Here is a 26,424-nt window from a genome sequence, read left to right on the forward strand (position 1 = left end):
GAGGCTACTCGGCCAGCTCCTCCAGCAGCCGCACGGTGTGCAGACCGGCGTGCAGATACGCCACGAACAGCTCGTTGTGCAGCGCCCACGCCGAGCGGCGGGCCCGGATCACCCGGATGGCCTCGTCCGCCGCCGCGCCCCGCTGGATCAGGGCGTGCGCCACGACCAGCCCCGAGCGGTTGTAGCCGTGGTAGCAGCGCACCAGCACCCGGCGGCCGGCGTCCAGCGACTCGTTCGCCGCCCGCGCCAGCCGGATCACACCGGCGAGCTGGGTGCCGTCCAGCGGCCCGTCCGGTATCGGCCACATATGGTGCTCCACGCCCGGGTCGGGGCCGTACCCCGGCAGCCGCAGCAGCGTCTGCACCACGTCGAACTCGTCCCGTACGACGGCCGTCTCCAGCCGCCCCGTACGCGCCCGGTACTCGTGCCCGCCCATCCACAGACCGGGCACGATCTCGTTCCACGGACTCCGTGGAGCCGGCACGTCGGGCTGCATTCCGCGGGTCCGCAACGGCGCCTCCCCAACTCCCCTGCGCAGGGCCGGTCTCCACGGTAACCGGTCTTGCCCCACACGGACCCGGCCTGTTCCCATGGTCGAGAGGTGATGCGCATGAGCGGTCTGCGCGTGGTGCCGGCCCGCCGGGGCGGCCGGGAGCGGCTGTACGTCCTGCGTCCGGACGGCGGCAACATCGCCTGGTACGACCGGGACACCGGCCGGGTGAACCTGCTCGGCGAGGACGAGCGGGACCGTGTCCTCGAAGCGCTGAAACCCTTCCTCACCGGCCCGGTGACCGTGGGCCCGCCCCCGGTCCCCACGCCCGCCGAACTCGCCCGGCTCAGCCTGCACCCGGACGACGACCTCGCGCCCAACCGCCCCGGCGAGGCCCTGCTGGTCGCGCTCGACCGCGCACCCGGCCCCGCGCACCGGCTGCGCCCCGACCCGCGCCGCCGCGCCCTGCTGGCCGAGCAGACCGTCGGTGACGCCCTGGACGCCATGGAGGGCGCCGGCTGGCACACCCTGCACTCGCTGCCGCTGCCCGGCGGCGACCGCGTCCACCATCTGCTGATCGGGCCCGGCGGCCTGTTCGCCGTGCACGCCCTGTACGCCCGCAGGGCACGGGTGCGCGTCGCCGACCCGACGGTCACCGTGGGCCGGCGCCCGGCCGAGCCGCTGCTGCGCCTGCTGCGCGCCCAGGCCGACCGGGCCGCGCACGCGCTGACCGCCGAGGTCCGCCCGGTGCTCGCCCTGACCGCCCCGGCCGGGGTGACCCTCACCGCCGTACCGCGGGGTGTACGCGTCCTGGCCGACGGGGAGCTTTCCGGCCTGACCCGGCTGGGCGGCGTGCTGAAACCGGCGGACGTGGAGGCGCTGCACGCGCTGGCGCGCGACCGGCGCACCTGGGAGAGGGTCTAGGGAAGGGGCGCGGCCCGGCCGGGGTCGAGCAGCGGGGCGAGCAGGTCGCCGTGGTCCTGGAGGCGCGCGGCGATGTCCCCGGCCCGGAACTCCAGCGCGGCCGGCGAGCGGCACTCGGCGACCTCGTCCCAGGTCACCGGCGCGGAGACCAGCGGGGTGCGGCGGGCGCGCACGGTGTAGGGGGTGGCCGTGGTCTTGCGGGCCGCGTTCTGGCTCCAGTCCACGAACACCTTCCCCGGCCGCAGGCTCTTGGTCATCCGGTGCACCACCAGCCGGGGCAGCGCCCGCTCCGCCTCCACGGCGAGCGCCTTGGCGTACTCGCTGGTCCGCTCCGAGGAGGCGCCGCGCACGGCCGCCAGCAGGTGCAGCCCCTTGGACCCGGCCGTCTTGGGGTGGGCCTCGATGCCGTCCGCCGCGAGCCGCTCGCGCAGCCACAGGGCGACCTCGCAGCACTGCACGACCGTCGCGGGCGCCCCCGGATCGAGGTCGAAGACCAGCCGGTCGGCCTCGCCGGGGGACCGCACCAGCCACTGGTGCGTGTGGAACTCGGTGACCAGGTTCGCCGCCCACACCAGGCTCGGCAGGTCCTGTACGACGACCATCCGGGCCGGAGCCTCCGCCGACGAGCGCGGCACCTCGGCGGTCGTGACCCACTCGGGCGTACCCGGCGGCACGTTCTTGCTGAAGAACACCTGGCCCTCGGGCCCGTCCGGGTAGCGCAGGAAGGACACCGCCCGGTCGCGCAGGTGCGGCAGCAGCGCGTCGGCGGTGGTGGCGTAGTAGTGCACCAGCTCGGCCTTGGTGAAGCCGGTCTCCGGATACAGCACCTTCTCCAGATTGCTCAGTGCCACCCGTCGCCCCGCCACCTCTGTGATAGGCGTCATACGATGACAATCCCAGACAAACCGCGATGAGTGGGAAAGGACGGGTGCGGCACGTGCGATCGATATGGAACGGCGCCATCTCCTTCGGGCTGGTCAGCATCCCGATCAAGCTGGTCAACGCGACCGAGAGCCACGCGATCTCCTTCCGCCAGATCCACACCGAGGACAACGGCCGCATCCGCTACCGCAAGGTGTGCGAGGTGGAGGACCGCGAGGTCAGCCAGTCCGAGATCGGCAAGGGGTACGAGGACGCGGACGGCACGATCATCCCGATCACCGACGAGGACCTGTCCCACCTGCCCATCCCCACCGCCCGCACCATCGAGATCGTCGCCTTCGTGCCGGCCGACCGGATCGACCCGATCCAGATGGGCGCCCCCTACTACCTGGCCGCCGGCGGAGCCCCCGCCGCCAAGCCGTACACCCTGCTGCGCGAGGCGCTGAAGCGCGGCGACAAGGTCGCCGTCGCCAAGTTCGCGCTGCGCGGCCGCGAGCGCCTCGGCATGCTCCGGGTGGCCGACGACGCGCTCGTCATGCACGCCCTGCTCTGGCCGGACGAGGTACGGGCCCCCGAGGGCGTCGCCCCCGACGCGAACGTCACCATCCGCGACAAGGAGCTGGACCTCGCGCACGCCCTGATGGACACCCTCGGCGAGGTCGATCTGGACGACCTGCGCGACGAGTACCGCGAGGCCCTGGAGGAGGTCATCGCCGCGAAGGCCGCCGGCGAGGCCCTGCCCGAAGCCCCCGCCCCCGCGGCCGGCGGCAAGGTCCTCGACCTGATGGCCGCCCTGGAGAACAGCGTGCGCGCCGCCCGCGAGTCCCGCGCACCGGGCTCCGCGGGCGACGCCGAGGTCAGATCCCTGCGCCGCGGTGGCGGCACCCCGAAGGAGACGGGCGCCAGGAAGTCCACGGCCACGGCGAAGAAGACCGCCGCCAAGAAGACGACCACGACCCGCAAGACCGCGGCGCAGCCGGCGCGGGCGTCGAAGAAGAGCACCGCGAAGTCGGCCACGGACAAGAAGACCCAGGCGAAGAAGACGACATCGCGGAAACGGCCGGCCTGACGACCTGCGGGGCCGGGCGCCGAGGCACGCGTTGCCGTCAGCGCCCCGGGCACCGGCACGTCCGCGCCCGGCAGCGGTTCGCCGAACCGGGCCGTGCCGTCGGCGACTTCGGCGGCCGAGCGGGCGCCGAGCGGCACCCCGGTGACGGCCGGGTGGCCGAGCGGAACCGCAGCGCGGCTCCGCCCCCGTACCGGGCGTACACCTCCCGCATCCGCAGTGCCCGCGCCACCGACTCCGCCGGCACCGCGGCGTCGTCGCAGTCGCGTCCGGCCCCGGCGTCCCTCAGGCGGTCGAGCGTGTCCCCGGTGTCCGCAGCCGGTGGACGAGCAGGCCGAGCAGCGTGGCGTTGGCCAGACCGCACAACGCCACACCGGCGGAGAAGACCAGCGGACCCGGCCAGGAGGGAAGGTCCGCGAACGCCGGTGCGGTGAGGAGGAGGCCGAGCGGGGCGGTCGCCATGAGCGGCCAGATCCCCGCGAAGCCCGGGTCCGGCGTCAGGTACACGGCGTACAGGAAGAACCCCAGCGCGGCGGCGACCACGGCCAGGTACCCGCGGGCCGGCCAGTTGTCCACGGCGGGGCCCGGCAGGGCCCTCAGCGGCCCGCGCGGAGCGCGGCGTCGGGGCGAGGCGTTCGGCATCGTGGTTCCTCCCGGTGTTCCTGGTCTCCGGTTCCACGATGGATCGCACGCCGCGCTCGGACATGAGTACACGTACTCACCGGGCCCGCGCCGGTACCCAGCCGGGGCCGGGCGGGCGCGCGGACCGTCCCCCGGCGCACGGTGGGCCGTACCACGATCTCGTCGACGTCGACCTGTTCGTCGACCCGCAGGCCCCGCAGCGGGGAGACGGGCCCGATGCCGGCGCGGACGGCCCGCGAGCCGGGCCTCACACGGCCGGGCCGTGCCGGTCCGGCGCCGGTTCGGCGCGCAGCGCGCGGGGCAGGCCGGGCAGCGCGCGCCAGTCGAGCGGTGCCGGGCGGCCGCCGTCGCCCCCGACGGTGGCGCACACGTCGGCCACCAGCCAGTGGGTGCCCGGCGCCAGCTCGCCGCGCAGGACGGGCAGCGCCGTACGGGGCCACAGCAGATGGCCGTTGGGGTCGGGCAGCATGACCTCGGCCGCGCGCACGTCCAGCACATCCCGTATCGAGCTGTCGAGTTCGCCGCACCCGGCCCACGCGCCGCAGCCCTCGCCGGCCGTGCCGGCGCCGTCCAGCGGGACCGCGAAGCCGCCCTCGACGGTGTGCAGCGGGCGGGGGGTGACCAGGCGGTGGACGCGGACGTGCCGGCCGGGCCCCGCGGGCAGCAGCCAGGTGTCGACGCCGACATCGGGCCAGGGCAGCCAGCGGGCGTGCACCCTCCGCGCGGTCACCGAGCGGGACGCGCAGGCCACCCGGGACCGCCAGTGCAGGCCGTCGTCGCTGAGCAGCAGCGTGCCGTCCGCGCCCGCCGCCTCGGCACCGAGCGGACCGGTGGCGACGGAGCACCCGAAGGCCGTCGAATACGCGAACTTGCCGTACTTCGCCGGGGCGTTGCGCACCCAGGTGTCGGCGGTGCAGGCGGCCAGCGCGGTGGTGTGCCCGCCGCCGTGCTGGACCAGCAGGCCCGCCTGCGGCTGCGGGTGCACGGCGTCCGGGGCGGGCAGGGGCTCCTCCGCGCGGGCCCAGAACGGGTGCCCGGCGGGCAGCGCCAGTGGCAGGAACGCCTTGAACGCCCAGTAGGGGGAGCCCGCCGCGTTGTACTGCTCGCTCATGAACTGGTTCGGGTAGGCGTAGCCGACCGACAGCGTGCCGTCGGGCGCGCACACCGGCTGCCGGAACCACCAGCGCAGATTCCGCGCCCACAGCCCGCGCAGCACCCCCCAGGGCAGCGCCTCGACACCCGCGTACGCGAGCGCGCCCCAGAACGCCGCCTGCGCGAACCGGTACGTCAGGCTGCGGCCGAAGGGCAGCGCGGCACCGTCGGCCGCGAACCAGTGCCGGAACTCCCCGGCGAACAGCGCGGCCCGCTCCCGTACCCGCGCCACCACCTCCGCGTCGGCGTCCGGGGCCAGCGTCGTGTACAGCAGCGTGTACAGATGCAGCGCCCAAGGGCCGTAGTAGTCACGGGGCTTGTCGTCCGGCCCGTCCGAGTACCAGCCGCCACCGCGGTAGTAGTCCTCGACACGGGCCAACGCGCGCTCGGCGAGACCCGGTTCCGGCGGCTCGCCGACCGAGGTCAGGCCCAGCTGCGCCATCACCGGGAACAGGTGCCAGTTGTTGTCCGGGACGCGCTCGGCCCGCGCCGCCCGGCGCAGCCAGCCGGCCAGCCGGGTCCGCTCCGCCGGGGCCAGCGGCTCCCACAGCTCCCCGGGCGCCAGGGCGAGGGCGAACCCGAGGACCGACGCCTCGACCAGCCGCTGGTCCATGGCGCCGGGCTCGCCCCAGTACTGCGGGTGCCGTGGATCGGTGCCGGCGGCGACGGCCCGGCGGACGCGGTCCCAGCCGTCGTACCGCCCACCCCCGGCCGCGAGCGGAGCGAGCCCCCACAGCGGCCGTACGGTCGCCTCCAAGTGGGCCACCCGGGGCGGGTAGGCGGTGCCGGGCGCGTACAGCGCCGCGTCGTCGGCGAAGCCGCCGGCGAGCGGTGCGCACAGGTCGAGCAGCGCGCGCTGCCAGTCGGCGCGGCTGTGCGGCGGGTTGCCGGAGAACGGGCGCGGTAGGTGACGGGTCATGGCTCCTCGCTCGGAGTGCGGGCCGGTGGGCGTGCGGGCTCGGACGGTGGTCCCACTGTGCCCGCCCCCGCCGGTCCGGCTCAGGCGGAGCACCCGAACTCCCCGCGCACCACGGGGGCGGGCGAACGGCAGCCCGGCGACCGGGCGTTCCGGTTCGCCCAGGACGGAGTCCGCCATCCGGCGCGGCTCACCGCGGGGGAGCCGACGATGTGCGGGGTGGGCACGGCGTTGTCCAGGGACCCGATGCCCGGCGGCCGACGACCGAGCCCGGCCAAGGGCGCGGGGCGCCCGGAGACGTCGTACGACACGCCCGCGCCCCGATGCGACCCCCCACACCTCATACCGGTGCGGAGCGATATTGTCGTTACCGGGGCAAAAGGTTAGCCTTCCCTAAGTTGTTTGGGCGATCCGGGTGCGAGGATGTCGATGGTCTCAGTGCAGTTGGGTGCGCGCCGCAAGAGCGGTCCGTCCGTGCCGGTGGACTCCGGGGCGGACGCACGGCTTTCGGACCTGCGCCCCGGAACGAGCGGCGAAATCACCGGCATCGACGAGTCCGTCGAGCCGAGCACCGCCCGGCGCCTGTTCGACCTGGGGTTCGCCCCGGGCACCGAGGTCACCGTGCTGCGCCGGGCCCCGCTCGGCGACCCCGTCGTCTTCCAGGTCGTGGAGTACGAGATCGCCCTGCGCAAGGAACAGGCCGCGGGCATCCGGGTACGGCGCACCGCATGAGCGCGCACTGCGGCCCGACCGGCGCGACGACCGGCACGCTCGACGGCGGTACCCGGCTGGCCCTGGTCGGCAGCCCGAACTCGGGCAAGAGCACCCTGTTCAACGCCCTGACCGGCCTGCGCACCAAGACCGGCAACTACCCCGGCGTCACCGTCGCGCGCTACGAGGGAACCGCGCGCGTCGGCAAGCACGAGGTGGTCATCGAGGACCTGCCCGGCACCTACAGCCTCGACCCGATCAGCCCGGACGAGCAGGTCGTCGCCGACGTCCTCGACCCGGACAACCCGGACCTCGGCACACCCGACGGCATCCTCGTCACCCTGGACGCGACCACGCTGCGCCGCTCCCTCGGCCTGCTCGCCCAGGTCATGCGGACCGGCCTGCCGATCTGCGTGGTGCTCACCTTCCGCGACGAGCTGGCCCGCCGCGGCGGCACCCTCGACGTCGCCGCCCTCCGCCGCGCCCTCGGCGTGCCGGTCGTCGCGGTGACCGGCGGTTCGCGCAACGACCTCGCCGAGCTCCAGGCCACCCTGCCCGACTCCGCCTCCTGGGAACGACCGGTCCTCCCGCCGCCCACCGACCCGGCGCAGCGCCGGGCCTGGGTGGAGTCCCTGCTGGCCACCGCCGGCTACCAGGTGCCGGAGGTCGACCAGCGCACCCGGCGCATCGACGCCGTACTGCTGCACCCGCTGTGGGGCACGCTGATCTTCTTCGCGACCATGTTCGCGTTCTTCCAGATCATCTTCACCGTGGCGACACCGCTCCAGGACGCGGTGCAGAGCGTCTTCGACCGGCTCGGCACCCTGGTCACCGAGTACGTCTCCAACCCCCTGCTCGCCGGCTTCCTCGGCAACGCCCTGATCGGCGGCCTGGGCAGCGTCGTGGTCTTCCTCCCGCAGATCGCCCTGCTGTTCCTGATGATCTCGCTGCTCGAAGGCAGCGGCTACCTCTCCCGCGCGGCCTTCCTGATGGACCGCCTCATGGCCAGGGCCGGCCTGGAGGGCCGGGCGTTCGTCGCCCTGCTCTCCTCCCTCGCCTGCGCCATCCCGGGCATCATGGCCACCCGCTCCCTGCCGTCCGCCAAGGACCGGTTCGCGACCATGATGGGCGCGCCGCTGATGACCTGCTCGGCGCGGCTGACGGTCTACGTCCTGCTCACCGGACTGCTGGTGAGCCCCGGCACCAGGGTCGGCCCGTTCGGCGCCCAGGGCGTCGTCATGTTCGCCCTGTACCTGGTCGGCGCGCTCTCCGCCATGGCCACCGCCTGGGTCTTCAAACGGTTCAGCAGCCGGGGCGGCCCCGTACTGCCGTTCTACATGGAGATGCCGTCCTACCGCCTGCCGCGCCCGCGCTCGGTGGCCGACGCCATCTGGAGCGCGTGCAAGGGCTTCCTCGCCAAGGTCGGCCGCATCATCCTCGTCGTCACCGTCGGCCTGTGGCTCCTCCTCAGCCTGCCCATGCACAGCGACGCGCAGCTGCGCTCCGCCGGCGTCGACCCGGCCGACCGCACCGCGGTCTCGGCCTACGAGGTCGACCACAGCTACGCCGCGGACATCGGACACGCCATCGAACCCGTCTTCGAACCCCTCGGCTTCGACTGGCGCATCAACGTCGGCGTGCTGGGCTCGCTGTCCGCCCGCGAGGTCTTCGTCGCCACCCTCGGCCAGGTCGCCGCGGCCCAGAACCCCGACCAGCCGACCGAGGCCCTGACCCACATGACCTACACGGACGGCCCCCACCAGGGACAGAAGCTGTTCACCCCGGCCACGACGGCCGCGCTGCTGGTCTTCTTCCTCTACGCGCTCCAGTGCATGTCGACCATCGGCGTCATGCGCCGGGAGACCGGCTCCTGGAGGTGGCCGGCGGTCGCCTTCGGCTACATGTTCGTCCTGGCCTGGACGATGTCCTTCGTGACCCACACCGTCGTGGGCGCCCTGACATGACCGCCGTCCCCATGCACCCCGAGCCCACGACCGACCCCCAGACGGTCCGCTGGGTCATCCCCGCCGGCACCCTCCCCCTCGTCGGCCCGATCACCGACGCCCCGGCCGGCCTCGGCACCATGCTGCACTCCGGCACCGTCGCCGCCATCGAGGTGGAGCCCCAGGCCGTCCTGATCCGCCTCGCCCCCGACCACACCTGGACCACCATCGGCCCCCGCGTCCGCGACGCGCTCGGCACGGCACTGGGCCACCCCGACCAGTGGCGGCCGGCCACCACCCTCACTGAGGACGACCTCCTCCACGCCGCCCTCCAGGACGTCCTGAACGGCCCGGCCGGAGACTACATCCGCTCCCACGGCGGCGAGGCCACGATCGTCTCCGCCCAGGACCGCAGGGCCGAGGTACGCCTCTCCGGCACCTGCACCCATTGCCCGGCCGCGGACTTCACCCTGCACTCCCGCCTGGAATCGGAACTGCGCAAGCGCTTCCCCGCCCTCCTCGAACTCCGCGCCACGGAACAGCCGGGCCGACGACGGCCTGGACCTACGTGGCTGTCGCTGCGACGGCGGGGGGCCTGAGCGGGGGGCATGCACCCTGGCCTCAGCTCTTAGCTGGTGGGCTCCTACCTCAGAGACCGTCCGAATCCTTCGAGCCGCTGCGGTTGCTTACCCCATGCCTTTTGGGTACCCGCCGGGCGAACCGCATGAAAGCAGACATTCCGGAGGTGATTGGCATGGCGACCGCTCCCCGGTCCGACATGGCAACCCATCCTGACATCATCGAGATGCGCGAACGCCACGAGATGGCCGAGCGCAGCGCGAGCACCCCGAAGGCGCAGGGCATGGAGACCATGGCCCTCCTCGCCGGGCTGTACCTCGCGGCCTCGCCGTGGATCACGGGCTTCAACGGCCTGTCCACCCTGGCGGTCAACAACCTGATCGTCGGCATCGCCTACGCGCTGCTCATGAGCGGCGGCTTCGGACGGGCCTACGAGCGCGTGCACAGCATGGCGTGGGCCGCTTGCGCGCTGAGTGTGTGGACGATCATTGCGCCCTGGGTCGTGGCCGGCAACGTCGCCACGACGAAGACCATCATCAACAACGTCGTCATCGGCGCCATCGGCCTGCTGGTGGCCCTGATGGCCGCCTCCATCGGCCGCCCGACCGACCGGCGTCGGGGAACCTCCGGCCGCATGTCTGCACCCTATGAGGGCGGCCGCAGCTGACCGGACGCGAAGAAAGGGACGCCCCGGTCCTGAGGAAGCCGGGCCGGGCCGCCGCCCCCGCCCCGGCCCGCCCAGGGCGTCCCAAGATCCCATGGAAGGACCTCGTTACTCATCGGGAAAGGTGAGCCGCAGAACGATCTCGCCGTCGTCGATCTCCCCTGTGGGCTCGAACCCGAACTTCTGGTAGAAGGGCCATGGCTCGCCGTCGCCGGGATCGTAACTGGTCAACAGCTCGGTGGCGCCGTCCGCGCGGACCAGGGCGACGATCTGGGTTAGCGTTTCCCGGCCGATCCCTCGCCTCTGGTGGTGCTTGTCGACGAGGAGCCGCCAGATGAAATGCCGCCCTTCGTACGGACCAGCCGACGGCTTCCACGACAACATCACGAAGCCGACCGGCTCGTCACCGAGATACACCGCGCGGTACCAGGGGTTGGCCTCCGGACTCTGCGCCGCCTGCTTGAGCGACCTCGACACGGAAGCGACGAACTGCTTCTGCTCGCGTCGCACGCGGAGGGCACGAACGGCTTCCCGGTTGGCGTCGGTGATCTCCCGCAGGTGCACACCCGGAGGGCTCATGGCACATCCTTCCCCGCATGCGACGTCCACGGCGGCGGGGCGCCGTACAGAGCCGCCGACCGTTCGGCAGGTCGCTACGCAGCGTATTCGGTGCTGCGGACCGGCGCGGGACCGGCACGCCGATCCGCCGCCGCTCGGAGACGGCTGCTGTGACTACTTGACGGGAGTGCGGGTCGCGAGTGCCGGGTCCGAGCGCGCCAACGCGCCCTGGTTGCAGCCAGGCCAATCGGACATCCGCCAGATGATCGGTTTCGTGGAAGCGGGAGGCGACCTGCCTCCCGCTTTCTGTTTCCGGCCTGGGATGCGAAGTCACAAGCGTCTGGCTGTAGTTGTATGAAAATATGATCGACATGCGGAACGGTCATACATCTCAGCCCATCGCTGGGATCGGCGCGGAGACAGGCGGTCACGGTACTAGGCGCTTCCCGAGGCAGGAAGACAGCGGCACGGACGGTTCACCTGGCCCCCACCACCGTCCGTCGCGGACCGCCTGCTTCGTGATAGTCCATGTCGGCCAATCGCCCGCAGCTCAGCGCAACCTGCAGTACGGGATCGAAACCCGCTCGTGGGGGTTCCCTCTGTGGAGGCCTGAGTACCGGCACGCGCGCCCACGCTTCGCCGTGCTGGCTACGGGGCGGGGCCACGCGTGCAGTTCGATATATGGAAAACCAAGAGGATCTCTCTGTTCCTGTTCGAAGTGCGTGAGCACTTCTACGCGGCAGGGGCTCCCCACTGGCCCGATGAAGAAGCCGAGAACGCCATCAAGTACCCCGTGCGCTTCGGCATTGAGCCGTTGGCTCTGCTCCGTGATGTCCGCCTTGATGAGGATGGTCCGCTTGGGATCGCTGCCAGTAACGCCATACGTGTTTCAGGGACTCAACGAGGCATGGGCAATCTCATCGACATGGATCCGCAGCCGTTGCTCGATGCGGCGGGGATCCCGGCCAGCTGGTCCGAACACCAGACGGTGGCCCTGAACCGTACGCCGGGCTTCACCGCGGAGCAGGTAAAGCCGCCCAAGCCGCCGAACCGACCCCCCACAGGAGCGGGCTTCGTCTCCGATCCCAAGAAGCGCAAGGCCATCGAACTCCACGCGGAGGACATGGCGGTCGCCCACTATGAGCGGGAGGGCTGGACAGTTGAACGCCTTGGCAAGCCGTACGACCTCCACTGCACTCGCGGCAGGGAAGAGCGCCGCGTTGAGGTGAAGGGGACAACCGGAGCGGCCACAAGCGTCGACCTGACGATCAACGAGGTCGAGCATGCTCGGGATCCGCAGAACACCGTGGACCTGTTTGTGGTCAGCGACATCAAGGTGGACGTGCGGACCGACAGCTACACGGCGAGTGGCGGCAGGGTGTTGCACCTCCATGACTGGGCGCCGGCAGAGGAGGACCTGAGGCCGCGGGCCTTCGAGTATCGACTACCGCTCGCCTGACCGCCCAGATAGACCTCTCACCCTCCGTATGGAATGGTTCGTGTCTCTTCTTCGCATGTCCGCACGTTCCTTGTCCGACCAGTGCAGTGACGGAGCGTTCTTCGAGCGACTGGCTCGGAAGTACCGCTCTGTCCTTTCCAGAGCCCCGTCGCCCAGTGAACGCCAATCGTGGGAGAACAGCCTCCCGGCCCTGGCAGAGGTTCTGCGTGACGCGGGGCTTGATGAAGTCGAGGTGCTGATCGAGTACCGGTTACCGCTTACCAGCCTGCGCGCAGACGTCATCCTTGCCGGCTCCCATCCTGCGACGGGCAGACCCTCCTACGTCATCGTGGAGCTCAAGCAGTGGAGCGAAGCGCGGCTCGTTCCAGGCACTGACGATCTATGTCTAGTGCCACGAATGGGGAATCGGCCGGTTCTGCATCCGGTAGCCCAGGTGCGTCGCTACTGCGACTACCTGCAGGACTTCACCAATGTGCTGAGCGACCAAGAGGATGCCGTCGCAGGGGTTGCCTACCTGCACTACGCAGTTGATCGCGATGTCAGCGAACTACTGAGACACGCCGACGCAAAGGCGCAACTCTTCACGGACACATCACGCGGTGAACTAATCAGATACCTGCAGGGCCGCCTTTCTGCCCTGGATGGTTCTCCCGAGGGGGATTCCCTTCTGGCCAGCCCCCAGGCTCCCGGCCGTCAACTCATGCGTGCTGCCGCGGCGGAGATAATCGACGGCGGAGCGTTCCTCCTGATGGATGAACAAGAGGTGGCAGCTCGTCTGGTGAAGCGGGCGGCAGGGCTGTCGCGACAGTCGGACCGAAAGGAAGTCATAGTGATATCCGGGGGTCCTGGTTCGGGTAAGAGCGTCATTGCGCTGCACCTCATGGGGCACCTTGGGAGGAATGGTAGAAGTGTTGTCCATGCAACCGGATCCAAGTCCTTCACCACCACTCTCCGGCACGTCGTCGGCGCTAGGAACGGTCGAATCCCGAAGCTCTTCCGTTACTTCTTCGACTTCACAAATGCTGAACGAAACGGGCTGGACGTCTTGATCTGTGACGAAGCCCATCGCATTCGTCAGCGGTCGTCTGGGCAAGGCGCTTACGCCGGGCAGCGGAGTGGTCGAAGTCAAGTGGAGGAGCTTATTGACGCAGCTAGAGTCCCCGTCTTCCTCCTCGACGAGCATCAGGTCGTGAGGCCGGGGGAAATGGGAAGTGTCAAGGCCATTGACGAGGCGGCTCGAGCGCGAGCGTGCATTGTCCGGCATGTGGATCTCAACAGCCAGTTCCGGTGCGGTGGAAGCCGTGCATACGAATACTGGGTCCTCCGTCTACTCGGCCTTGAGCCCGGCGGTCCCATTCAATGGAAGCTTGAGGAAAATTTCGAGTTGCTCGTCGCCGAATCACCGCAGAGAATGGAGGGGTATCTTCGCAGTCGACAAGAGTCTGGCTATACCTCTCGCATAACGGCGGGATTCTGCTGGCAGTGGAGCGATCCACGAAATGACGGCAGTCTGGTCGATGACGTGGTCATTGGAGCATGGCGCAAGCCCTGGAATCTCAGAGGTGCGCGAGCTGTAGGTGGAGCGCCCATATCCTCTCTCTGGGCCACTGACCCGTCAGGCTTTGAGCAGATCGGATGCATCTATACGGCCCAGGGATTCGAGTACGCCTGGAACGGAGTGATATTCGGGCCTGATCTGGTATGGCGCGGAAACGGGTGGCGTGCTGTTCGTGAAGGGAGCAAGGACTATGCTGTGAAAAAGGCGGCGCCAGAAGATTTCGATCGTCTCATACGAAACACTTACAAAGTGCTCCTCACGCGAGGACTGGCTGGAACCGTAATTTACTCAACCGACCCCGAGACTCGGGCCATGCTGGGTAATCTAATTCCAGCGAGGTTAAATTAGGATCCGTGAGTGAGCGCCCGTTCATCGACGACTCGATTTACCGAGGCCTGCGAGGAAATACCGGACGAGCGCACGTCGGAGTCGCGTTGTTCCTCAACGCCTCGTCCTATGCTATGCGTTGTTCGATCTGGCTGGCATTCTGTGCGGCGATGGGCAGGCAGGGTCGATGCCGATCGGCTGCGGCGGGCCCTGGCCGCGGTGCCACTGTCGAGAGACTGCGCCGACTCGGAGAAGACCCACAAGGACCGTGGCTGCGCTTCCGCCGATCTTCGCGGCCTGCCGCACGCAGGCAGGCTGTACGAACACTCGGCGTTGTCGAAGTGGCTCAACGCTGGAGCCGGTCCCAGGCAGGTCGCCGAGCGCGCTGGCAACGGCGTTGAAGTCGTGTCTTACGCGGACTGGCTGGGCTGGGTCTGCTCTGAATCGAGTTGGCGTTCAAGGGCTCTTCGTTCACTGTCGAGGGCGGCGAGAGCTCGCATGCGAGCGCGTTCGAAGTCAGGCTGCACCTCGACGCCGAGTTCATGCCGCAAAGTGACCCGCAGTAGGTACACGCCGTCGGACAGTGGGCCGCTGAACCAAGCATTCGCTCGGCTGTATGCCGCACCTGGGCTGAGACTGCTCGGCAACTGCTTTACAACGGCGTATCCGACACCGAGAGCCCTGTTCAGGGCCGACGTCACTTCCAGGACGTCCTTCGATAGTGCACTCGACTCGGATCAGGGGCATTATCTGCGGCGACGCTCAAGATCCCGTCCGAGCCTCACAGACCCCGACATACGGCCGCTTCGGGCGACACACGCCTGCACAAACACGAAGACCCCGACCTCAGCGTTTCCGCTGGTGACGGGGTCTTGGACACACTTGCACAGTGTGCCCCCGGCAGGATTCGAACCTGCGCACACGGCTCCGGAGGGGGCTTGCACTCTGAGAGTGTTCGCAGCTCAGGGCCTTGGAGCGACCCAACTGGCCACCTCCAGTCCACAAATGGGCCACCGACGTACGGCAGCCGCCCTAAAGTGATCTCTGTGACTGACGAGCAAGTGAGCGCTACCCGGGACTACGTGCTACGCACCGAGGTCGTCCGGTGGTCCATCGGTGTCCTGACCACCCGCCGGATTCACCCGTTCTTCCTCGCCTATCTCTACTTGCACGGACTGACCCCTAATGAGGACGATCCTACGCCAGTTGTGCCTATATGGACGGATCTGGCTAAGTATTTGTCAATACCTGGCGGTCCACCCAAAAAGCCATACTATCGCCCATTTTTTCAAGAAATAAGCAAGCCTGAGCGTTATTGGCTAAACTCAAACCTCGCTGGCAGCTATGCGCCCAGCTCCCTTAGGCAAGTGCCTAAACGGGTTGTAGATGTCAGCGACGATGGGCACTTCCGTCTCAAGGAAGACAGTGCGACGCTGGCGCTGGAGCACTTGCTCTACAACGAGCCGGCGCCGCTTCTCGCCCTGAGCGCTTTCATGCTGCGCAACTACGGATTCAAGTCGGACGAAGGTCTCCCTAGCGAGTGGGATCTGTGCTCGTTGTTTCTCGCTGAGTTCAACTTCCAACAGGGTGAAGGCTCGCTCCTTTCTGGAGACGCTGCCGTGGTCTTCGCGACGGATTACCCTGCACTTCCGATGACTGAGTTGTTTACACCTCTAGCCGCGCAAGGCTGAGAGAAGGAAGGGAAGCGCCTTGACTACGACGATGAGCCTCAAGCCGATTCGCTCGCTTACTGCGGATGACTTGGGAATCGGTATTGTTGCAGCGACTGCTGGGCATGCTTCGAACCGTCCTGATGAGCCTGAAGTGGGCATCGAAGACCCTCTTGCCGTGGAGGCACTATGGCTCCTGGAAAGGTTTGGAGGAATTATCTACACGGGGCCTCCGGGTACAGGTAAGTCCTGGACTGCAAATAAGGTGGCAAAAGCACTAACTGGTGACCACGCGGGAAGGGTTAGGTATGTGCAGTTCCACCCTTCGTATCAGTACGAAGACTTCATGCAGGGGTTCAGGCCGCGTAGGGGCGGCTTCGAGATGGAAGACGGGCACTTCGTCTCCATGTGCAAGGCGGCCCAGGAGGACCCTAAACACAAGTACGTTCTGGTGATTGACGAACTCAGTCGAGGTGACTGCGGGAGAATCTTCGGTGAGGCTCTTACCTACCTTGAGACAACGAAGCGAGGACTCCCGTTTAAGCTGGCATCCGGTGAGGAAATCTCGGTACCGAGTAACCTAGTGATTCTAGCTACGATGAATCCCTTGGATCGTGGCGTGGATGAGGTCGACGCTGCATTCGGGCGGAGGTTTGCTCAGGTTTTGATGGAACCGAGCCGAAACGCTCTGCAGCAGTTTATGGAAATCAGTGAACTGCCAGAGTCGTTGGCCGAAGGATTGTTGCGGTTCTTTGACTTCGTTAACAAGCGCGCACGAACCAATCCTCATGCCGCTGTGGGGCACGTCTTCTTTCGCGACGTTAACGACGCAGACTCGTTGCGTGCTGTTTGGGAGTACCAGCTCCGCTTTCTGTTGGAGAAGGCGTTCCGTCTTGACCAGCAGGGCTTCCGAGAAGTGCAGGGTAGGTGGCAGGCCATCTTCCCGCCTGAGGAAGCCGAGTCGGATGAGGAGGCCATGGCCCAAGCATCTGGTGGTGGGCAAATCGATGCGGAACAGTCGTGATGTCTTACTCAGCCACGCCTCGTGTAATCCCGTGCTCGGAACAAGGCCAAATCGATCTTGCACTAAATGAAATTATGGACGACTCCGGGGGGCTTATGATCAATCCGGAGATTAGCAAAAAGGACTTCCTGACTGTTACGTTTCGTGGCGGCAAGCTTCGCCTCCAGGCTCGCGGTTTCATCGGGCTAATTCCATTGAACGAGAAGGTGGCCATCTTCGTAGAGCCGCGTGTTCCAGTTTCTAATCTGACGCGAATGGCGGCAATTTCGGGATCTAGCCGTCTCCCGCTTCCTGTGATTCGTGCCTACGAGACCGGGGAGGCGAAAGAGGAACTCCTCCTCGACCTCTACTCTGCGGCGCTCATCCATCATGTCGAGAGAGTCGTTGAAGGTGGGCTGTTTCGTGAATATCAACGAGTTGAGGAGGAATCAAGTTTCCCTGTTGGGCGCCTTCTGATTAATCAGACCGCCCGCCTACAGGGGCGCGGCGTGACACATAAGGCGTGGTCGAGCCATTTTGAGCGATCTGCGAACAACGCGGCTAATCGGTGTCTGAAGTACGCACTCTGGAGGTTCGCTCAACAGAGTCAAGAATCTACAGCGCCTAATGTTAAGCGAAGTCGACAGCAGCTGAATAGTCTCTATGCTGCCTTCGAAGGGGTCCCGCTGGATCATTCACTTCGGTTTTTGGACGACGATTACGTTACTGGGCGAAGAGACCTGCCATCCCTGCGCGCGTATTATAGAGATGCTTTGGATGTGGCCAGGGCTGCCTTGCTGCAGCGGAATATATTTTTGGATCGCTCCAAGGGCGGCGTGCAACTTCCCTCCGTCGTGTTTGACATGAACGACCTTTTCGAGAGATATGTTCGGCGAACTCTGGAGATGCACGGCGCCGGCGCTGGGTGGTCGGAAGTCGTGGCTGATGGCAACACTACTGCCAAACGTGTCCTGTTCACGAACCACCGAAAAGTGGGATCGGAAATGCATAAGCTCGAATATGCCGACTCTTTCGCAACTCCCGACATCGTAATTCTACGTGCAAACGGGCAGGATGTAGCGTGCGTACTGGACGTGAAAAATAAGCTTGTCAAGCGACGCTCAGACCGTGACGGCGAAGATCAGGTCATCGCATATGCGCTGCGGTACGCCACTGATCGGGTAGTTCTTGTCCATCCTGCTCAAGAAAACCAGCAGTCGGGGATGTATAAAGTGGGCGACGTTGGCGGGGTGAGCCTGTTCCAGTACCGCATCAATTTGGCTCACCCCAACCCGGAAGTCGAAGAACGGAACTTCGGAGATGCTGTCGCCAGACTCATTGCTTCATGAGTGCTAGTCCTTAACCGGGACGGGATTGAGGTCGACGCCGATTACGCTGCGCCCCATGCTGTGGGCGGCGTTCAGCGTCGTGCCCGTGCCCAGGAATGGGTCCAGCACTGTGCCGTGAATCCAACTGTCATGGCCGCAGTCAGTCCAAGCGACAGTTCGTTTCGGGGCGAAGGTGAATTCTCGAAAGTAGCCGCCAAGGGCCGCCTTCGCTTCCGCTGCTAGTTGGCGCACGTGTTCGGCATTGCGACCGGTGCCGGTCTGCACATGGAGTGCTTTGCCTGCATCGGAAATACCGGTAGCTTGAATAGCTGCGATGTGCGCTGCGGTGAGCCGCTTCTCCCGGGCAAGTTCCATGGCACGCTTAGCCTGAGGACGCGAAGCGTCGAGTTCGGCTGTTTTCTCCACGACCCTCTCGCGTGGGCGTCCACACTCAGAGCAAACCACAAGAGGGCATGCCAAGGTCACTGCTCGTTGGACGATTTCACTCGGGAATGGTGCGAGGTGCCGAGCCATGTTGCGCTCAAGGTCGATGTCCCAGATGTCACCCGGGTTATCAAGGTCCCAATCCACCTTAGAGATTGGGCTTTCTTCATCCCAGAGTGAACTACCTTCCTCGTAGGGGATGTTGCGGAAGTCCCAAACGTCTCCGGGGTTAGCCGTGCTGCCTGCTCGTCCGTACTTGCGGGCATACGCAAAAAGGTCGTAGTAGTAGGAGCGCTGCGGCGTCAGGTGAATGATGTATTCATGCCGACTGGCCAAGCGAGTTTGTACCGGATCGGGCATGCCTCGAGTCTTTGCCCAGATAATGCGATTGCGGATAAGCCAGCCGGCGTCTGCGGCTGCTGCTTCAATCCGCCCGGGAATTCCTGCGAGGGACTGGTTCTTCCAGGTATCGCCCACGTTCAGGAACACAGAACCAGTCGGGCGTAGCACACGCCGCCACTCAGTGAGGCAGTCCATCATCGCTGCGACGTAGCCTGCAGGATCGGGCTCTTGGCCGATTTGGCCGGCGACCTTGTAGTCGCGCTTCTGCCAGTACGGGGGGGACGTAACCACGAGATCAACTGTGTTGGAGTCCAAGGGGATGTGCCTAGCGTCACCACGGATCACGCGGCGCTCAGGACGCCCAGGTGCCTCAGGGTCGGGGACGGCGGGCCGGGCCTCAAGTTCGCCTACTGCGTCTGCAGCGGGGGTGTCGACCTCAAACAGTGCCTCACTGCTCTCCGTTCGGCTGGTCCGCGGGAGCACGACTCGGGCAGCCGTGCGTGTGGCGTCCCCGTCCGTAGCGGAGGCGTCCTGAGAGGCCATGCGGGCACCCTTCCTTGCTTCTACCTAGATCTCGACTGGAGAGGATACCAAGCGGTGCACGCGCGCGTGGTGTCCTGCATGGTCTCCTTGCAGGTGCCCAAACGCGCATCGCTAGTGTGTTACACGTTCTGCCCTCCTCGAATCCCTTTCCTTACGCAATGCAATCATTTCGACCGAAGTCGGCCGGAGCTGGGATGATAGGTCTTAGCTACTCACCGGGCTCTGCAGCTGGATTCTGGCAGCACGGACGAACCGTGCTTCTGCTTCGCTGAATCGGCGATCGGCATCGATGTACGAGCTGCTAGAAGTTGGAGGATGAGTCCGCCATCCGTCTAGGAGACAGCTGAACTCCTCGTCATCCAGGGCATCGGGTGGCAGCGCGCTTCGTGCTTCACGGCAGGACTGTTCGGCCGCTCGGACGGCCTCACCATGCTGTTCTGAGGAGCTAGCGGAGCCGCAACGGTTCAGGTCTGCCAGCGCCTGCATGAGTCCTACAGCAGTAGCCCTCACGCTCGATGACTGAGAGTTGCCTATTCGGTCGAGCTTGCCCCACGCTCTTGCGTAGATAGCCTGTTTGCTGAGGTAGTAGGTCATCGTTTCAGTGGCGTCGGTCATGCTCACGGCGGGAATAGCTACCTCGTCAGGCCCTTCTAGCTCGATGATGGTCTGAGTTTCCTTTAGAGCGGTGATGGCGTCACCGATAGCGGACTTACCGGCCCTGATGGCCTCTGGTGGCAGGTCTGCCTCGTTGTCCAGGACGAATCGCTCTCCCAGCTCCTTCGCGCGATTGGCGGCAAGGAGGAAAGAGGCGTACGCCTCGCGTTGGATACCGCGACGCCACTGGAGGAGGGCAGCGTCGGCTTGAGCGCTGACAGCGTCCAACGCCGCATGGTATGCAGACTCAGCTTGTGCTAGTCCGGCCTGGTTGGCGGCCTCTGCCGTACGCAAGGCGGCCTTCATCTGCCAGTGGCCGACGAGCATGCTTGCGGGAACGCTGATGAGAGCCACTGCGGCCGCCGAGACCGCGCCTATTCCCTGAAGGTCCATGCTGGTCATGGTGCCGTAGCCGAAGACCGTGGTGGCCCAACCTAGGTCGGCGGAGTTTCATTGGTCGAGTCAAGGCGACGGGTGCCGGCCCAGCATGAGAGGTACCCACGCGGGCGATTTTCTGGGTCAGTAGACGCGTAACCGGGGGTGGTCAGTTCGTTGAAGTCGCGTTGTCTGCCGCTGTTGTCCGTGAGCGTTGGCGTCGGCTGTGGCTGAGGTCAGACATCTGGCGACGGCTTGACGACTCTCTCAGGCAGCGGCTCTGCACAGCTGATGTCTTGGCTCGCGACACTCTTGACCCACGTCTCACAGCCCACGACCGCTGCCAAGCCACATATGCTTCCTCAGTTGCTCGATGCCAGAGGAGCGTGTGGTGGCCGTCGGTTGGCTACCAAGACGCCCAGGTGAGACTCCCCCCAACGGCTCCTCAGACATCGCTCTTGACGTCGCATCAGCACGGCACCTACTCTGGGATCAGCTCAGCACCGACCACGCGTGACTGTCTTCTGTCACGATGCGGCCGGTGGCCTATGGGCTTGGTGTTCTGAGTCGAGAGAATGGCCCGTGTGCGGCCTCGCAGGTCTGCCGTGGAAGTAGACCTGATGAAGGTCGACAGATTAGCGGTTTGTTCTCACGTCCCAATGCCTTGCCTGAGATGCGTGCCAGTGTAGTTTTGAGCAGACAGATTGGCTCGCAACGGAGATGGCTAAGGCTTATTCTTAGCTCTTTATCTTCGTCTAATTGCATAGACAACTACATATGACTCATTTTGAGGTCTGATTTCTCTTGCGGTTCATTCTCAACCGCAGAGCAGAAGTCGGGCCTTTTTGCTGTCCTGGTACAGCAAAGGGTAGAGACCACCGTGTCGAAAACAGCATTGGAGAGTGAAATGTTCAGGATGATTGATGGATTTTGGCGGACGGTCCGTTACGCCATCGATGACGAGGGCCGGACCGCCCGCCTCCAGTCCCTGCTTGTAACGACTGCCATCGTTGCAGCTGGGTGCTACGTCCTGTGTGCCGGTCGCTGGGTCTAGCTAGGCAACAGAGGGACAAGACGAGGTAAGGGTACGGCGGGTTCCTGTCTCATGGCCAGGGCTCGCCGCGCCCAGAGCCTATGAGAGGGAGGGCTGCCCACGAGGTCGGTGTAGCGGCTTTGGGGTGGCGCTGCTTTGGCGCGAGTGATCATGGCCCCGTAAGCTTCCGGCGCGTCGGGCAGTCTGTGGACCTGCCCGGTGAAGCACGACGTTGGGGCCATGATCTTCGAGGCTCGCGCCAAAGTGGCTCCGTAAAGCCGTGGAGCCGACCGGCCCAGCCACGTCGGACCCCTTCTCTGACATCAGGCGGCTGACTGCTCAGTGCGCGGTACGGACGCCGGCCGGGCTGGAGCGGGGCGGAGACAGGAGCGCAGGCCCGGCCGGGGGCCGGGCCGCGCGCGGTGAGCGGAGCGAGCCGCCTTGAACCAGTAGAGAAAGTTGTAACTCAGTCGGGCTTCCGGGGCTTGAAGTCATGGGCGCAGTTCGGAGTTCGGCGTCCTGGCGGTGCAAGAGCGGCAGGAAGACCACGGGTCGAATCGTCCACGTGATGCGGATGCCCTCGTGGGTCACCGACACCGTGCAGGGCTCGTTACGCAGGAGCGCGCGCCTGGTCTCGATGCGGCCGTCGTACAGCCACTCCCATGCAGCGTCCGACGCGTCTGCGTCGAGGGCCGATGAGATCGTTCGGAGAATGACCGCTACCCACCGGTCCGCCTGCGGAGCTGCGTAGGCGTCGAAGGATGCCAGGAGCGCCGGCTCCTGCTGCTCGGTGAGGTGCTGCGTCCAGCACTCGCACCAGTAGCCACGTCGGAGCCCCATCATCACCACCGGGCCGCCTCCTTTCGTGGTCTCGGGACTGCTGCCGCGGCTGTGAGATGGCTGAGGCAGGTCATGGGCGTCCCGCTCGGTGTTCAGAGACACGGCGCCGACTCCTCAAGGTTGACCAGGACACCGAGTTCCGCGCTGACCGTTCGGCCGGACTCGTCCCCGTGGACGGTGACGCTGTCGGCGAGGGCGGCGACCAGGGCGAGCCCGCGGCCGTGGGTCGCGCTGAGCGGTGGGTCCTGGACCTCGGGCGTGGTCTTGGTGTGGCCGCAGTCGGTCACGGCGATCGTGAGCGCCCGATCGGAGACGGTGAGGCTGACGCGGAAGGCGCCGGCACTCTCGCCGCTGGCGGTGTGGGTGACGGCGTTGGTGCCGAGTTCGGTGACGATCAGCTCGGCGTCCTCGGAGCGCGGGTGGCCGTTCAGGGTGGCTCGGGTCCAGCGGCGCGCGGTGCTGAGTTCTTGGGGGTGCCCGGGGAAGGTGCGTCCGTGGGTGGGCATGGCGTCCTCCATGGCGGTGACCTGCTGTCTTCCGTGCCATCGGGGGCGACCGGCTGACACGGACCATGCAGAGCCGTACAATTAGTACTAGCACCGTACCGAATGTGCGCGTACCGAGAGTGCGGGTTCGTACTTTTCGTGCGAGCGGTCGGCGCATAGCGTTCGCCGGGTGGTCTGGTGCTGGCCTGGAATCCGATGGAGAGAGGACCTCGCATGTTCGGACTGATGGTGCGCTTCACCTGCAAGGACGAGACGTCGGCGGCAGCGTTTGATGACCTCGTGGCGCGGACCGGCGAGCTGATCCGGGCGAACGAGCCCGGGACGGTGATCTACGCGGTGCACCGCGTTGACGGGCGGCCCTTGGAGCGCGTGTTCTACGAGCTGTACCAGGACAAGGACGCCTTCGAGGAGCACGAGTCGAAGGACTACGTCCGCGCCTTCCTCTCCGAGCGGGACCAGTACCTTTCCGCCACAGAGGTCGACCGTCTGGACTTCGTGTCCGGCAAGGGTGTGGACGTTGAGCACTGAGTATCAAAAGGCGCTGGGTCGCAAGATCGCCTTCCACCGCAAACGGCGCGGGCTGTCGCAGAAGGAGTTCGCCGGCCTCCTCGGCCGATCGGAAGCGTGGGTGTCCCAGGTGGAGCGGGGCGTACGACGCATCGACCGGATGACCGTGCTGGAAAAGGTCGCCGAAGTGCTGGAGGTGCCGATCGCCGAGCTGGCGGCCGAGGCCCCCATCGTGGCGTCCGTGGCCGAAGGCGAGCCACCGGGTGCGAGTCGGCTGCGACTGGTGCTGAGTTCCGCACACTCGCTCAAGGCGATCCTCGGCCGGCAGGACGCACCCCCGGATGTGCAGGCACTCCGGGCCGAGGTAGACCGCGCTTGGTCGCTGACGCATCAGGGCAACTACGCCGACCTGGCCGATCTGCTCGAAGGGCTCGTTCCGCGGCTGGAGTCGGCAACCCGCTCGGTGTCAGAGGCCGAGCGTCCCGAACTCTTCCGGTTGCTCGCGGTCATGTATCACACGTGCAGCGGGGCGCTCGCGAACCTGGGAGAACCTGAGGCGGCCTGGATCGCCGTTGACCGTGCCGTTGTCGCCGCCGAGCGAGCCGGTGATCCGCTGCTGATGGCAGCCGGCGAATTCCGGCTCTCCATCGTCTTCCTCGGTGCGCGCCACTTCGAGCAGGCGGCGCAAGCGTCGGGCAGTGCGGCTGACGCTTTGCAGTCCCTCGCGGAATCCGGGCAGATCGAGGCGGTGGCGCTGCGGGGTGCGCTCACGTTGCAACGGGCGGTCGCCGCCGCTCGGCTGAACCTGGCCGATGAGGCGTACGGCTTCCTCCGTGATGCTCGCGCCATGGCCGAGCAGGTCGGTGATGGGCGCAACGACTACAACACCGAGTTCGGACCCACCAACGTCGGCTTGCACGAGGTGTCGGTCGCGGTCGACCTCGGAGACGCCGGGGTTGCTCTTCGAGCCGCGCAGGCAGTCGACGCATCGGGACTGTCCGCAGAACGGCAGACACGGTTCCAGATCGACGTGGCCAGGGCCTATGCCCAACGACGCCAGGTTGTTGACGCCGTATCGGCCCTGCTGAAGGCCCGGGAACAGTCGCCCGAGATGGTGCGGTCCTTGCCGATGGTCAAGCAGCTCGTGGCCGACCTTCTGACCATGAGTCAGCCCCCGTCCGAGGAGCTGCGCGCCCTGGCAGGAGAGTTGGGCGTACACGAAGTACGGACTGGTACCTGAAGTACTAGACAGTACTTGGAGTACGGGTTACTGTGGTTGGTGTCGGCACGCCCCTTCGCGTCCAGCGGAGTTGGCGCGCGGGCATGCGAACGGGCCGGAGCAGGAAGGCAGACCTGCACCGGCGCGTGAGTGAGAGGGCCACAGAAAGCAGATGTGGCCTGAGCGGGAGGCAGCCCACTCAGGCCGGGTGCGTCTTTGGCATCAACGCTCTTGGAGCGTATCGCGCCCAGTCGGTATGAGGTCAACCTCCCGTTGCGTAGTCATTCGTCACTGAATGCACCGTGCCTACGGTGCGACGCAAGGGAGAGCAGTTCTGTGCGTGTAATCCGTGTGGAGACGTCGGCGGCAACAATCCTGCTCACCGAGGCTCCGGAGCCCAAGGTCCGCGACCGGCAGACCGGTGAGATCGCCAAGGACGCGAACACCGGGGAGGCGCTGATGACCATCGGCGTCGTCTACATCGAGGACGGCGAGTCCTCGCTCATCAAGGTCACTGTTCCGGAGAGCGGCATCACCGAGGGGCTGTCCCTCGGCTCCCCGGTCTCGCTGGTGGGCCTGGTGGCCCGGCCGTGGGAGTCCGTGTTCAACGGCCAGCAGCGCCACGGCATCGCCTACCGGGCGGCCGCGGTCGCGCCGGCCGCCTTCCCGGCAGCAGTCGGGGCCTCCGCCTGATGTCCAACTGGACGACGCTGTTGGAGGTGGGTGGCCTCCTCACCGCACTTGGCGGTGGGGCCGCCTACACCCGGACTCGTCACCCGGGCGTTTACTGGTCCACGGTCGGACTGCCGTTATCGGCGGCTCGCCTCCTCGGCTCGTACGGCTCCGTCATGGAGGCGTGCGGGCTGACGTTGCCGCCCTCCAGGCTGCGGGCTCTCGCCATCAAGGCAACGACTCGCCGTGAGGTGCGGCCCGTGCCTCCGCGGCGAGGCATCCTCCGTCCCACGTCCACCGGCCTGCGGCTCCGGCTGCGGCTGGCTCCCGGGCAGGAACCGGCGGACGTCGCCGCCTCGGCGGAGCGACTACGGCATGCCTGGGGCGTCCACGCCGTGTACGTGCGTGACGTCAAGCCGGGTGTCGTGGAACTCCGGCTCGTCGGCTTCGACGTCCTGCGGAAGGTGCGGATGCCTCGAAGAAGCGGCGGTGGGCTTCTCCGGGTGCCGGTTGCCCTGAGGGAGGACGCGACCGCGTTCGTCCGCGACTACCGCGCCATTCCCCACCAACTCACCCTCGGCGCCACCCTGTCCGGGAAGTCCATGTACCTACGGCACCTGGTGGCCGGACTCGCCCCTCAGCCGGTTGCCCTGGTCGGTATCGACTGCAAGCGCGGTGTCGAGCTGGCGCCGTTCGCCGCCCGGCTCTCCGCGCTGGCGACCGACCCGGAGCAGGCGGCGGAGCTGCTGCCCGTGCTGGTCAAGGAAATGGAAGACCGGTACGACCTGATCAAGGCCCAGCAGGGCATCGCACCGAGCATCCCGAACGAGGAGATCACCTCCGACATCTGGGGCCTGCCCGACAGCGAACGTCCCGTGCCGATCGTGCTGTTCGTGGACGAGGTCGCCGAACTCTTCCTCGTCGCCACCAGGAAGGACGAGGAACGCCGCGACGAGATGGTCACCCAGCTCATCCGCCTCGCCCAGCTCGGCCGCGCGGCCGGCATCTATCTGGAGGTGTGCGGGCAGCGCTTCGGCGCCGAACTCGGCAAGGGCGCGACCATGCTCCGTGCCCAGCTCACCGGCCGCGTCTGCCACCGCGTCAACGACGAAGCCTCCGCGAAGATGGCCCTCGGCGACATCGCCCCCGAAGCGGTCATGGCCGCCTGCTCCATCGCCCCCGAACGGCCCGGCCTGGCTGTGGCGGGTGACACCTCCGGTGGCTGGTCCCGCATCCGCACGCCTTACCTGACCCTCGCCGCCGCTGCCCAGATCTGTCGGGAGTGGGCACATCTGGCCCCCGCCGTACCCGCGCTGAGCCGCTTCCGTCCCTATGCCCCCGTGCAGCAGGTCGGGACGGCCTCACCGGTTGTCCGTCCGCATCCGGCGACGGACTGACCCACTTCCCCCCGGGCCGG

23 protein-coding genes and 1 pseudogene are annotated in these 26,424 nt (G+C 66.8%); 15 read left to right on the top strand and 9 right to left on the bottom strand.

From position 1 onward, the window contains the following. Positions 1 to 4 precede the first annotated feature (4 nt). Positions 5 to 511 (bottom strand): protein-tyrosine phosphatase family protein, encoded by a 507-nt coding sequence (locus tag BLW85_RS25930; protein ID WP_244174914.1) that lies wholly within the window; start codon positions 509 to 511, stop codon positions 5 to 7. A gap of 99 nt (positions 512 to 610) precedes the next feature. On the opposite strand from BLW85_RS25930, the gene BLW85_RS25935 reads away from it, so the two are divergent. Beyond that, entirely contained in the window at positions 611 to 1,414 is an 804-nt protein-coding gene (locus BLW85_RS25935; protein ID WP_074993232.1) for a nuclease-related domain-containing protein, read from the top strand. On the opposite strand, the gene ligD is transcribed toward BLW85_RS25935, so the two are convergent. Further along, positions 1,411 to 2,298 (bottom strand): non-homologous end-joining DNA ligase, encoded by an 888-nt coding sequence (gene ligD / locus BLW85_RS25940; protein WP_070026738.1) that lies wholly within the window; start codon positions 2,296 to 2,298, stop codon positions 1,411 to 1,413. The two genes, BLW85_RS25935 and ligD, sit on opposite strands and share 4 nt — an antisense overlap. A 53-nt stretch (positions 2,299 to 2,351) precedes the next feature. Here ligD and ku point away from each other — a divergent pair, with 53 nt between their 5' ends. Beyond that, on the top strand, positions 2,352 to 3,365 hold the full coding sequence (gene ku / locus BLW85_RS25945; RefSeq protein ID WP_074996209.1) for a non-homologous end joining protein Ku: 1,014 nt from the start codon (positions 2,352 to 2,354) through the stop codon (positions 3,363 to 3,365). 282 nt (positions 3,366 to 3,647) lie between these two features. On the opposite strand, the gene BLW85_RS25950 is transcribed toward ku, so the two are convergent. Next, complete coding sequence (locus tag BLW85_RS25950) at positions 3,648 to 4,004, bottom strand: SCO4225 family membrane protein (protein WP_208624897.1); 357 nt, start codon at positions 4,002 to 4,004, stop codon at positions 3,648 to 3,650. Positions 4,005 to 4,251: 247 nt separating this feature from the next. Continuing rightward, on the bottom strand, positions 4,252 to 6,075 hold the full coding sequence (locus BLW85_RS25955) for a DUF2264 domain-containing protein (RefSeq protein ID WP_074993233.1): 1,824 nt from the start codon (positions 6,073 to 6,075) through the stop codon (positions 4,252 to 4,254). A gap of 420 nt (positions 6,076 to 6,495) precedes the next feature. On the opposite strand from BLW85_RS25955, the gene BLW85_RS25960 reads away from it, so the two are divergent. The 4 genes from BLW85_RS25960 to BLW85_RS25975 all read left to right on the top strand — a co-directional run bounded on the left by BLW85_RS25960 (position 6,496) and on the right by BLW85_RS25975 (position 9,972). Further along, positions 6,496 to 6,804: a FeoA family protein gene (locus BLW85_RS25960; RefSeq protein ID WP_079172423.1), complete on the top strand. Its 309-nt coding sequence runs from the start codon at positions 6,496 to 6,498 to the stop codon at positions 6,802 to 6,804. Further along, positions 6,801 to 8,747: a ferrous iron transporter B gene (gene feoB, locus BLW85_RS25965; protein ID WP_070026734.1), complete on the top strand. Its 1,947-nt coding sequence runs from the start codon at positions 6,801 to 6,803 to the stop codon at positions 8,745 to 8,747. The genes BLW85_RS25960 and feoB overlap by 4 nt, the downstream gene beginning before the upstream one ends. Beyond that, positions 8,744 to 9,325: a NifU family protein gene (locus tag BLW85_RS25970; protein ID WP_074993235.1), complete on the top strand. Its 582-nt coding sequence runs from the start codon at positions 8,744 to 8,746 to the stop codon at positions 9,323 to 9,325. Before feoB ends, BLW85_RS25970 begins: the two co-directional genes overlap by 4 nt. Positions 9,326 to 9,504: 179 nt before the next feature. After that, on the top strand, positions 9,505 to 9,972 hold the full coding sequence (locus BLW85_RS25975) for an SPW repeat protein (RefSeq protein WP_074996210.1): 468 nt from the start codon (positions 9,505 to 9,507) through the stop codon (positions 9,970 to 9,972). Between the two features lie 105 nt (positions 9,973 to 10,077). On the opposite strand, the gene BLW85_RS25980 is transcribed toward BLW85_RS25975, so the two are convergent. Then, entirely contained in the window at positions 10,078 to 10,548 is a 471-nt protein-coding gene (locus BLW85_RS25980) for a GNAT family N-acetyltransferase (protein WP_244174915.1), read from the bottom strand. Between the two features lie 646 nt (positions 10,549 to 11,194). On the opposite strand from BLW85_RS25980, the gene BLW85_RS25985 reads away from it, so the two are divergent. The 5 genes from BLW85_RS25985 (at position 11,195) to BLW85_RS26010 (ending at position 17,893) form a co-directional block, all read left to right on the top strand. Further along, a complete protein-coding gene (locus BLW85_RS25985) occupies positions 11,195 to 11,986 on the top strand; it encodes a protein NO VEIN domain-containing protein (protein ID WP_244174916.1) in 792 nt (263 codons plus the stop codon). A 55-nt stretch (positions 11,987 to 12,041) separates the two neighbouring features. Continuing rightward, positions 12,042 to 13,892 carry a DUF2075 domain-containing protein gene (locus tag BLW85_RS25990; RefSeq protein ID WP_244174917.1) on the top strand — a complete coding sequence of 617 codons (1,851 nt, stop codon included), beginning with the start codon at positions 12,042 to 12,044 and terminating at the stop codon, positions 13,890 to 13,892. A gap of 1,025 nt (positions 13,893 to 14,917) precedes the next feature. Continuing rightward, on the top strand, positions 14,918 to 15,562 hold the full coding sequence (locus BLW85_RS38900) for a hypothetical protein (RefSeq protein WP_143060463.1): 645 nt from the start codon (positions 14,918 to 14,920) through the stop codon (positions 15,560 to 15,562). Positions 15,563 to 15,581: 19 nt separating this feature from the next. Further along, complete coding sequence (locus BLW85_RS26005) at positions 15,582 to 16,565, top strand: McrB family protein (protein WP_208624898.1); 984 nt, start codon at positions 15,582 to 15,584, stop codon at positions 16,563 to 16,565. Between the two features lie 74 nt (positions 16,566 to 16,639). Next, positions 16,640 to 17,893: an McrC family protein gene (locus tag BLW85_RS26010; protein WP_074993238.1), complete on the top strand. Its 1,254-nt coding sequence runs from the start codon at positions 16,640 to 16,642 to the stop codon at positions 17,891 to 17,893. A 3-nt stretch (positions 17,894 to 17,896) separates the two neighbouring features. On the opposite strand, the gene BLW85_RS26015 is transcribed toward BLW85_RS26010, so the two are convergent. The 4 genes and pseudogenes from BLW85_RS26015 to BLW85_RS26025 form a co-directional block, all read right to left on the bottom strand. After that, positions 17,897 to 18,973 (bottom strand): DNA-methyltransferase, encoded by a 1,077-nt coding sequence (locus BLW85_RS26015; RefSeq protein ID WP_208624899.1) that lies wholly within the window; start codon positions 18,971 to 18,973, stop codon positions 17,897 to 17,899. A gap of 432 nt (positions 18,974 to 19,405) precedes the next feature. Beyond that, positions 19,406 to 20,257 (bottom strand): hypothetical protein, encoded by an 852-nt coding sequence (locus BLW85_RS38905; RefSeq protein ID WP_143060464.1) that lies wholly within the window; start codon positions 20,255 to 20,257, stop codon positions 19,406 to 19,408. 1,472 nt (positions 20,258 to 21,729) lie between these two features. After that, a pseudogene (locus BLW85_RS40285) lies at positions 21,730 to 22,106 on the bottom strand (hypothetical protein). A gap of 89 nt (positions 22,107 to 22,195) precedes the next feature. Then, positions 22,196 to 22,609: an ATP-binding protein gene (locus BLW85_RS26025; RefSeq protein ID WP_244174918.1), complete on the bottom strand. Its 414-nt coding sequence runs from the start codon at positions 22,607 to 22,609 to the stop codon at positions 22,196 to 22,198. A gap of 213 nt (positions 22,610 to 22,822) precedes the next feature. On the opposite strand from BLW85_RS26025, the gene BLW85_RS26030 reads away from it, so the two are divergent. From BLW85_RS26030 to BLW85_RS26045, 4 genes are all read left to right on the top strand, one after another. Beyond that, positions 22,823 to 23,137 carry a putative quinol monooxygenase gene (locus tag BLW85_RS26030; protein ID WP_074993240.1) on the top strand — a complete coding sequence of 105 codons (315 nt, stop codon included), beginning with the start codon at positions 22,823 to 22,825 and terminating at the stop codon, positions 23,135 to 23,137. Next, complete coding sequence (locus tag BLW85_RS26035) at positions 23,118 to 24,356, top strand: helix-turn-helix domain-containing protein (RefSeq protein ID WP_244174919.1); 1,239 nt, start codon at positions 23,118 to 23,120, stop codon at positions 24,354 to 24,356. Before BLW85_RS26030 ends, BLW85_RS26035 begins: the two co-directional genes overlap by 20 nt. Positions 24,357 to 24,671: 315 nt before the next feature. Continuing rightward, positions 24,672 to 25,028 (top strand): SCO3933 family regulatory protein, encoded by a 357-nt coding sequence (locus BLW85_RS26040; protein WP_074993241.1) that lies wholly within the window; start codon positions 24,672 to 24,674, stop codon positions 25,026 to 25,028. Next, positions 25,028 to 26,404: an FtsK/SpoIIIE domain-containing protein gene (locus tag BLW85_RS26045; protein WP_074993242.1), complete on the top strand. Its 1,377-nt coding sequence runs from the start codon at positions 25,028 to 25,030 to the stop codon at positions 26,402 to 26,404. The genes BLW85_RS26040 and BLW85_RS26045 overlap by 1 nt, the downstream gene beginning before the upstream one ends. Positions 26,405 to 26,424: the final 20 nt, after the last annotated feature.

The sequence above is a fragment of the Streptomyces misionensis genome, assembly GCF_900104815.1.
GTDB lineage: Bacteria > Actinomycetota > Actinomycetes > Streptomycetales > Streptomycetaceae > Streptomyces > Streptomyces misionensis.

Coding starts and splice junctions, on each gene's coding strand:
- BLW85_RS25935 (WP_074993232.1), top strand. CDS start 611: ATGAGCGGTCTGCGCGTGGTGCCGGCCCGCCGGGGCGGCCGGGAGCGG.
- ligD (WP_070026738.1), bottom strand. CDS start 2,298: ATGACGCCTATCACAGAGGTGGCGGGGCGACGGGTGGCACTGAGCAAT.
- BLW85_RS25950 (WP_208624897.1), bottom strand. CDS start 4,004: ATGCCGAACGCCTCGCCCCGACGCCGCGCTCCGCGCGGGCCGCTGAGG.
- BLW85_RS25955 (WP_074993233.1), bottom strand. CDS start 6,075: ATGACCCGTCACCTACCGCGCCCGTTCTCCGGCAACCCGCCGCACAGC.
- BLW85_RS25960 (WP_079172423.1), top strand. CDS start 6,496: ATGTCGATGGTCTCAGTGCAGTTGGGTGCGCGCCGCAAGAGCGGTCCG.
- feoB (WP_070026734.1), top strand. CDS start 6,801: ATGAGCGCGCACTGCGGCCCGACCGGCGCGACGACCGGCACGCTCGAC.
- BLW85_RS25970 (WP_074993235.1), top strand. CDS start 8,744: ATGACCGCCGTCCCCATGCACCCCGAGCCCACGACCGACCCCCAGACG.
- BLW85_RS25975 (WP_074996210.1), top strand. CDS start 9,505: ATGGCAACCCATCCTGACATCATCGAGATGCGCGAACGCCACGAGATG.
- BLW85_RS25980 (WP_244174915.1), bottom strand. CDS start 10,548: ATGAGCCCTCCGGGTGTGCACCTGCGGGAGATCACCGACGCCAACCGG.
- BLW85_RS25990 (WP_244174917.1), top strand. CDS start 12,042: ATGTCCGCACGTTCCTTGTCCGACCAGTGCAGTGACGGAGCGTTCTTC.
- BLW85_RS26010 (WP_074993238.1), top strand. CDS start 16,640: ATGGACGACTCCGGGGGGCTTATGATCAATCCGGAGATTAGCAAAAAG.
- BLW85_RS38905 (WP_143060464.1), bottom strand. CDS start 20,257: ATGACCAGCATGGACCTTCAGGGAATAGGCGCGGTCTCGGCGGCCGCA.
- BLW85_RS26025 (WP_244174918.1), bottom strand. CDS start 22,609: ATGCCCACCCACGGACGCACCTTCCCCGGGCACCCCCAAGAACTCAGC.
- BLW85_RS26030 (WP_074993240.1), top strand. CDS start 22,823: ATGTTCGGACTGATGGTGCGCTTCACCTGCAAGGACGAGACGTCGGCG.
- BLW85_RS26045 (WP_074993242.1), top strand. CDS start 25,028: ATGTCCAACTGGACGACGCTGTTGGAGGTGGGTGGCCTCCTCACCGCA.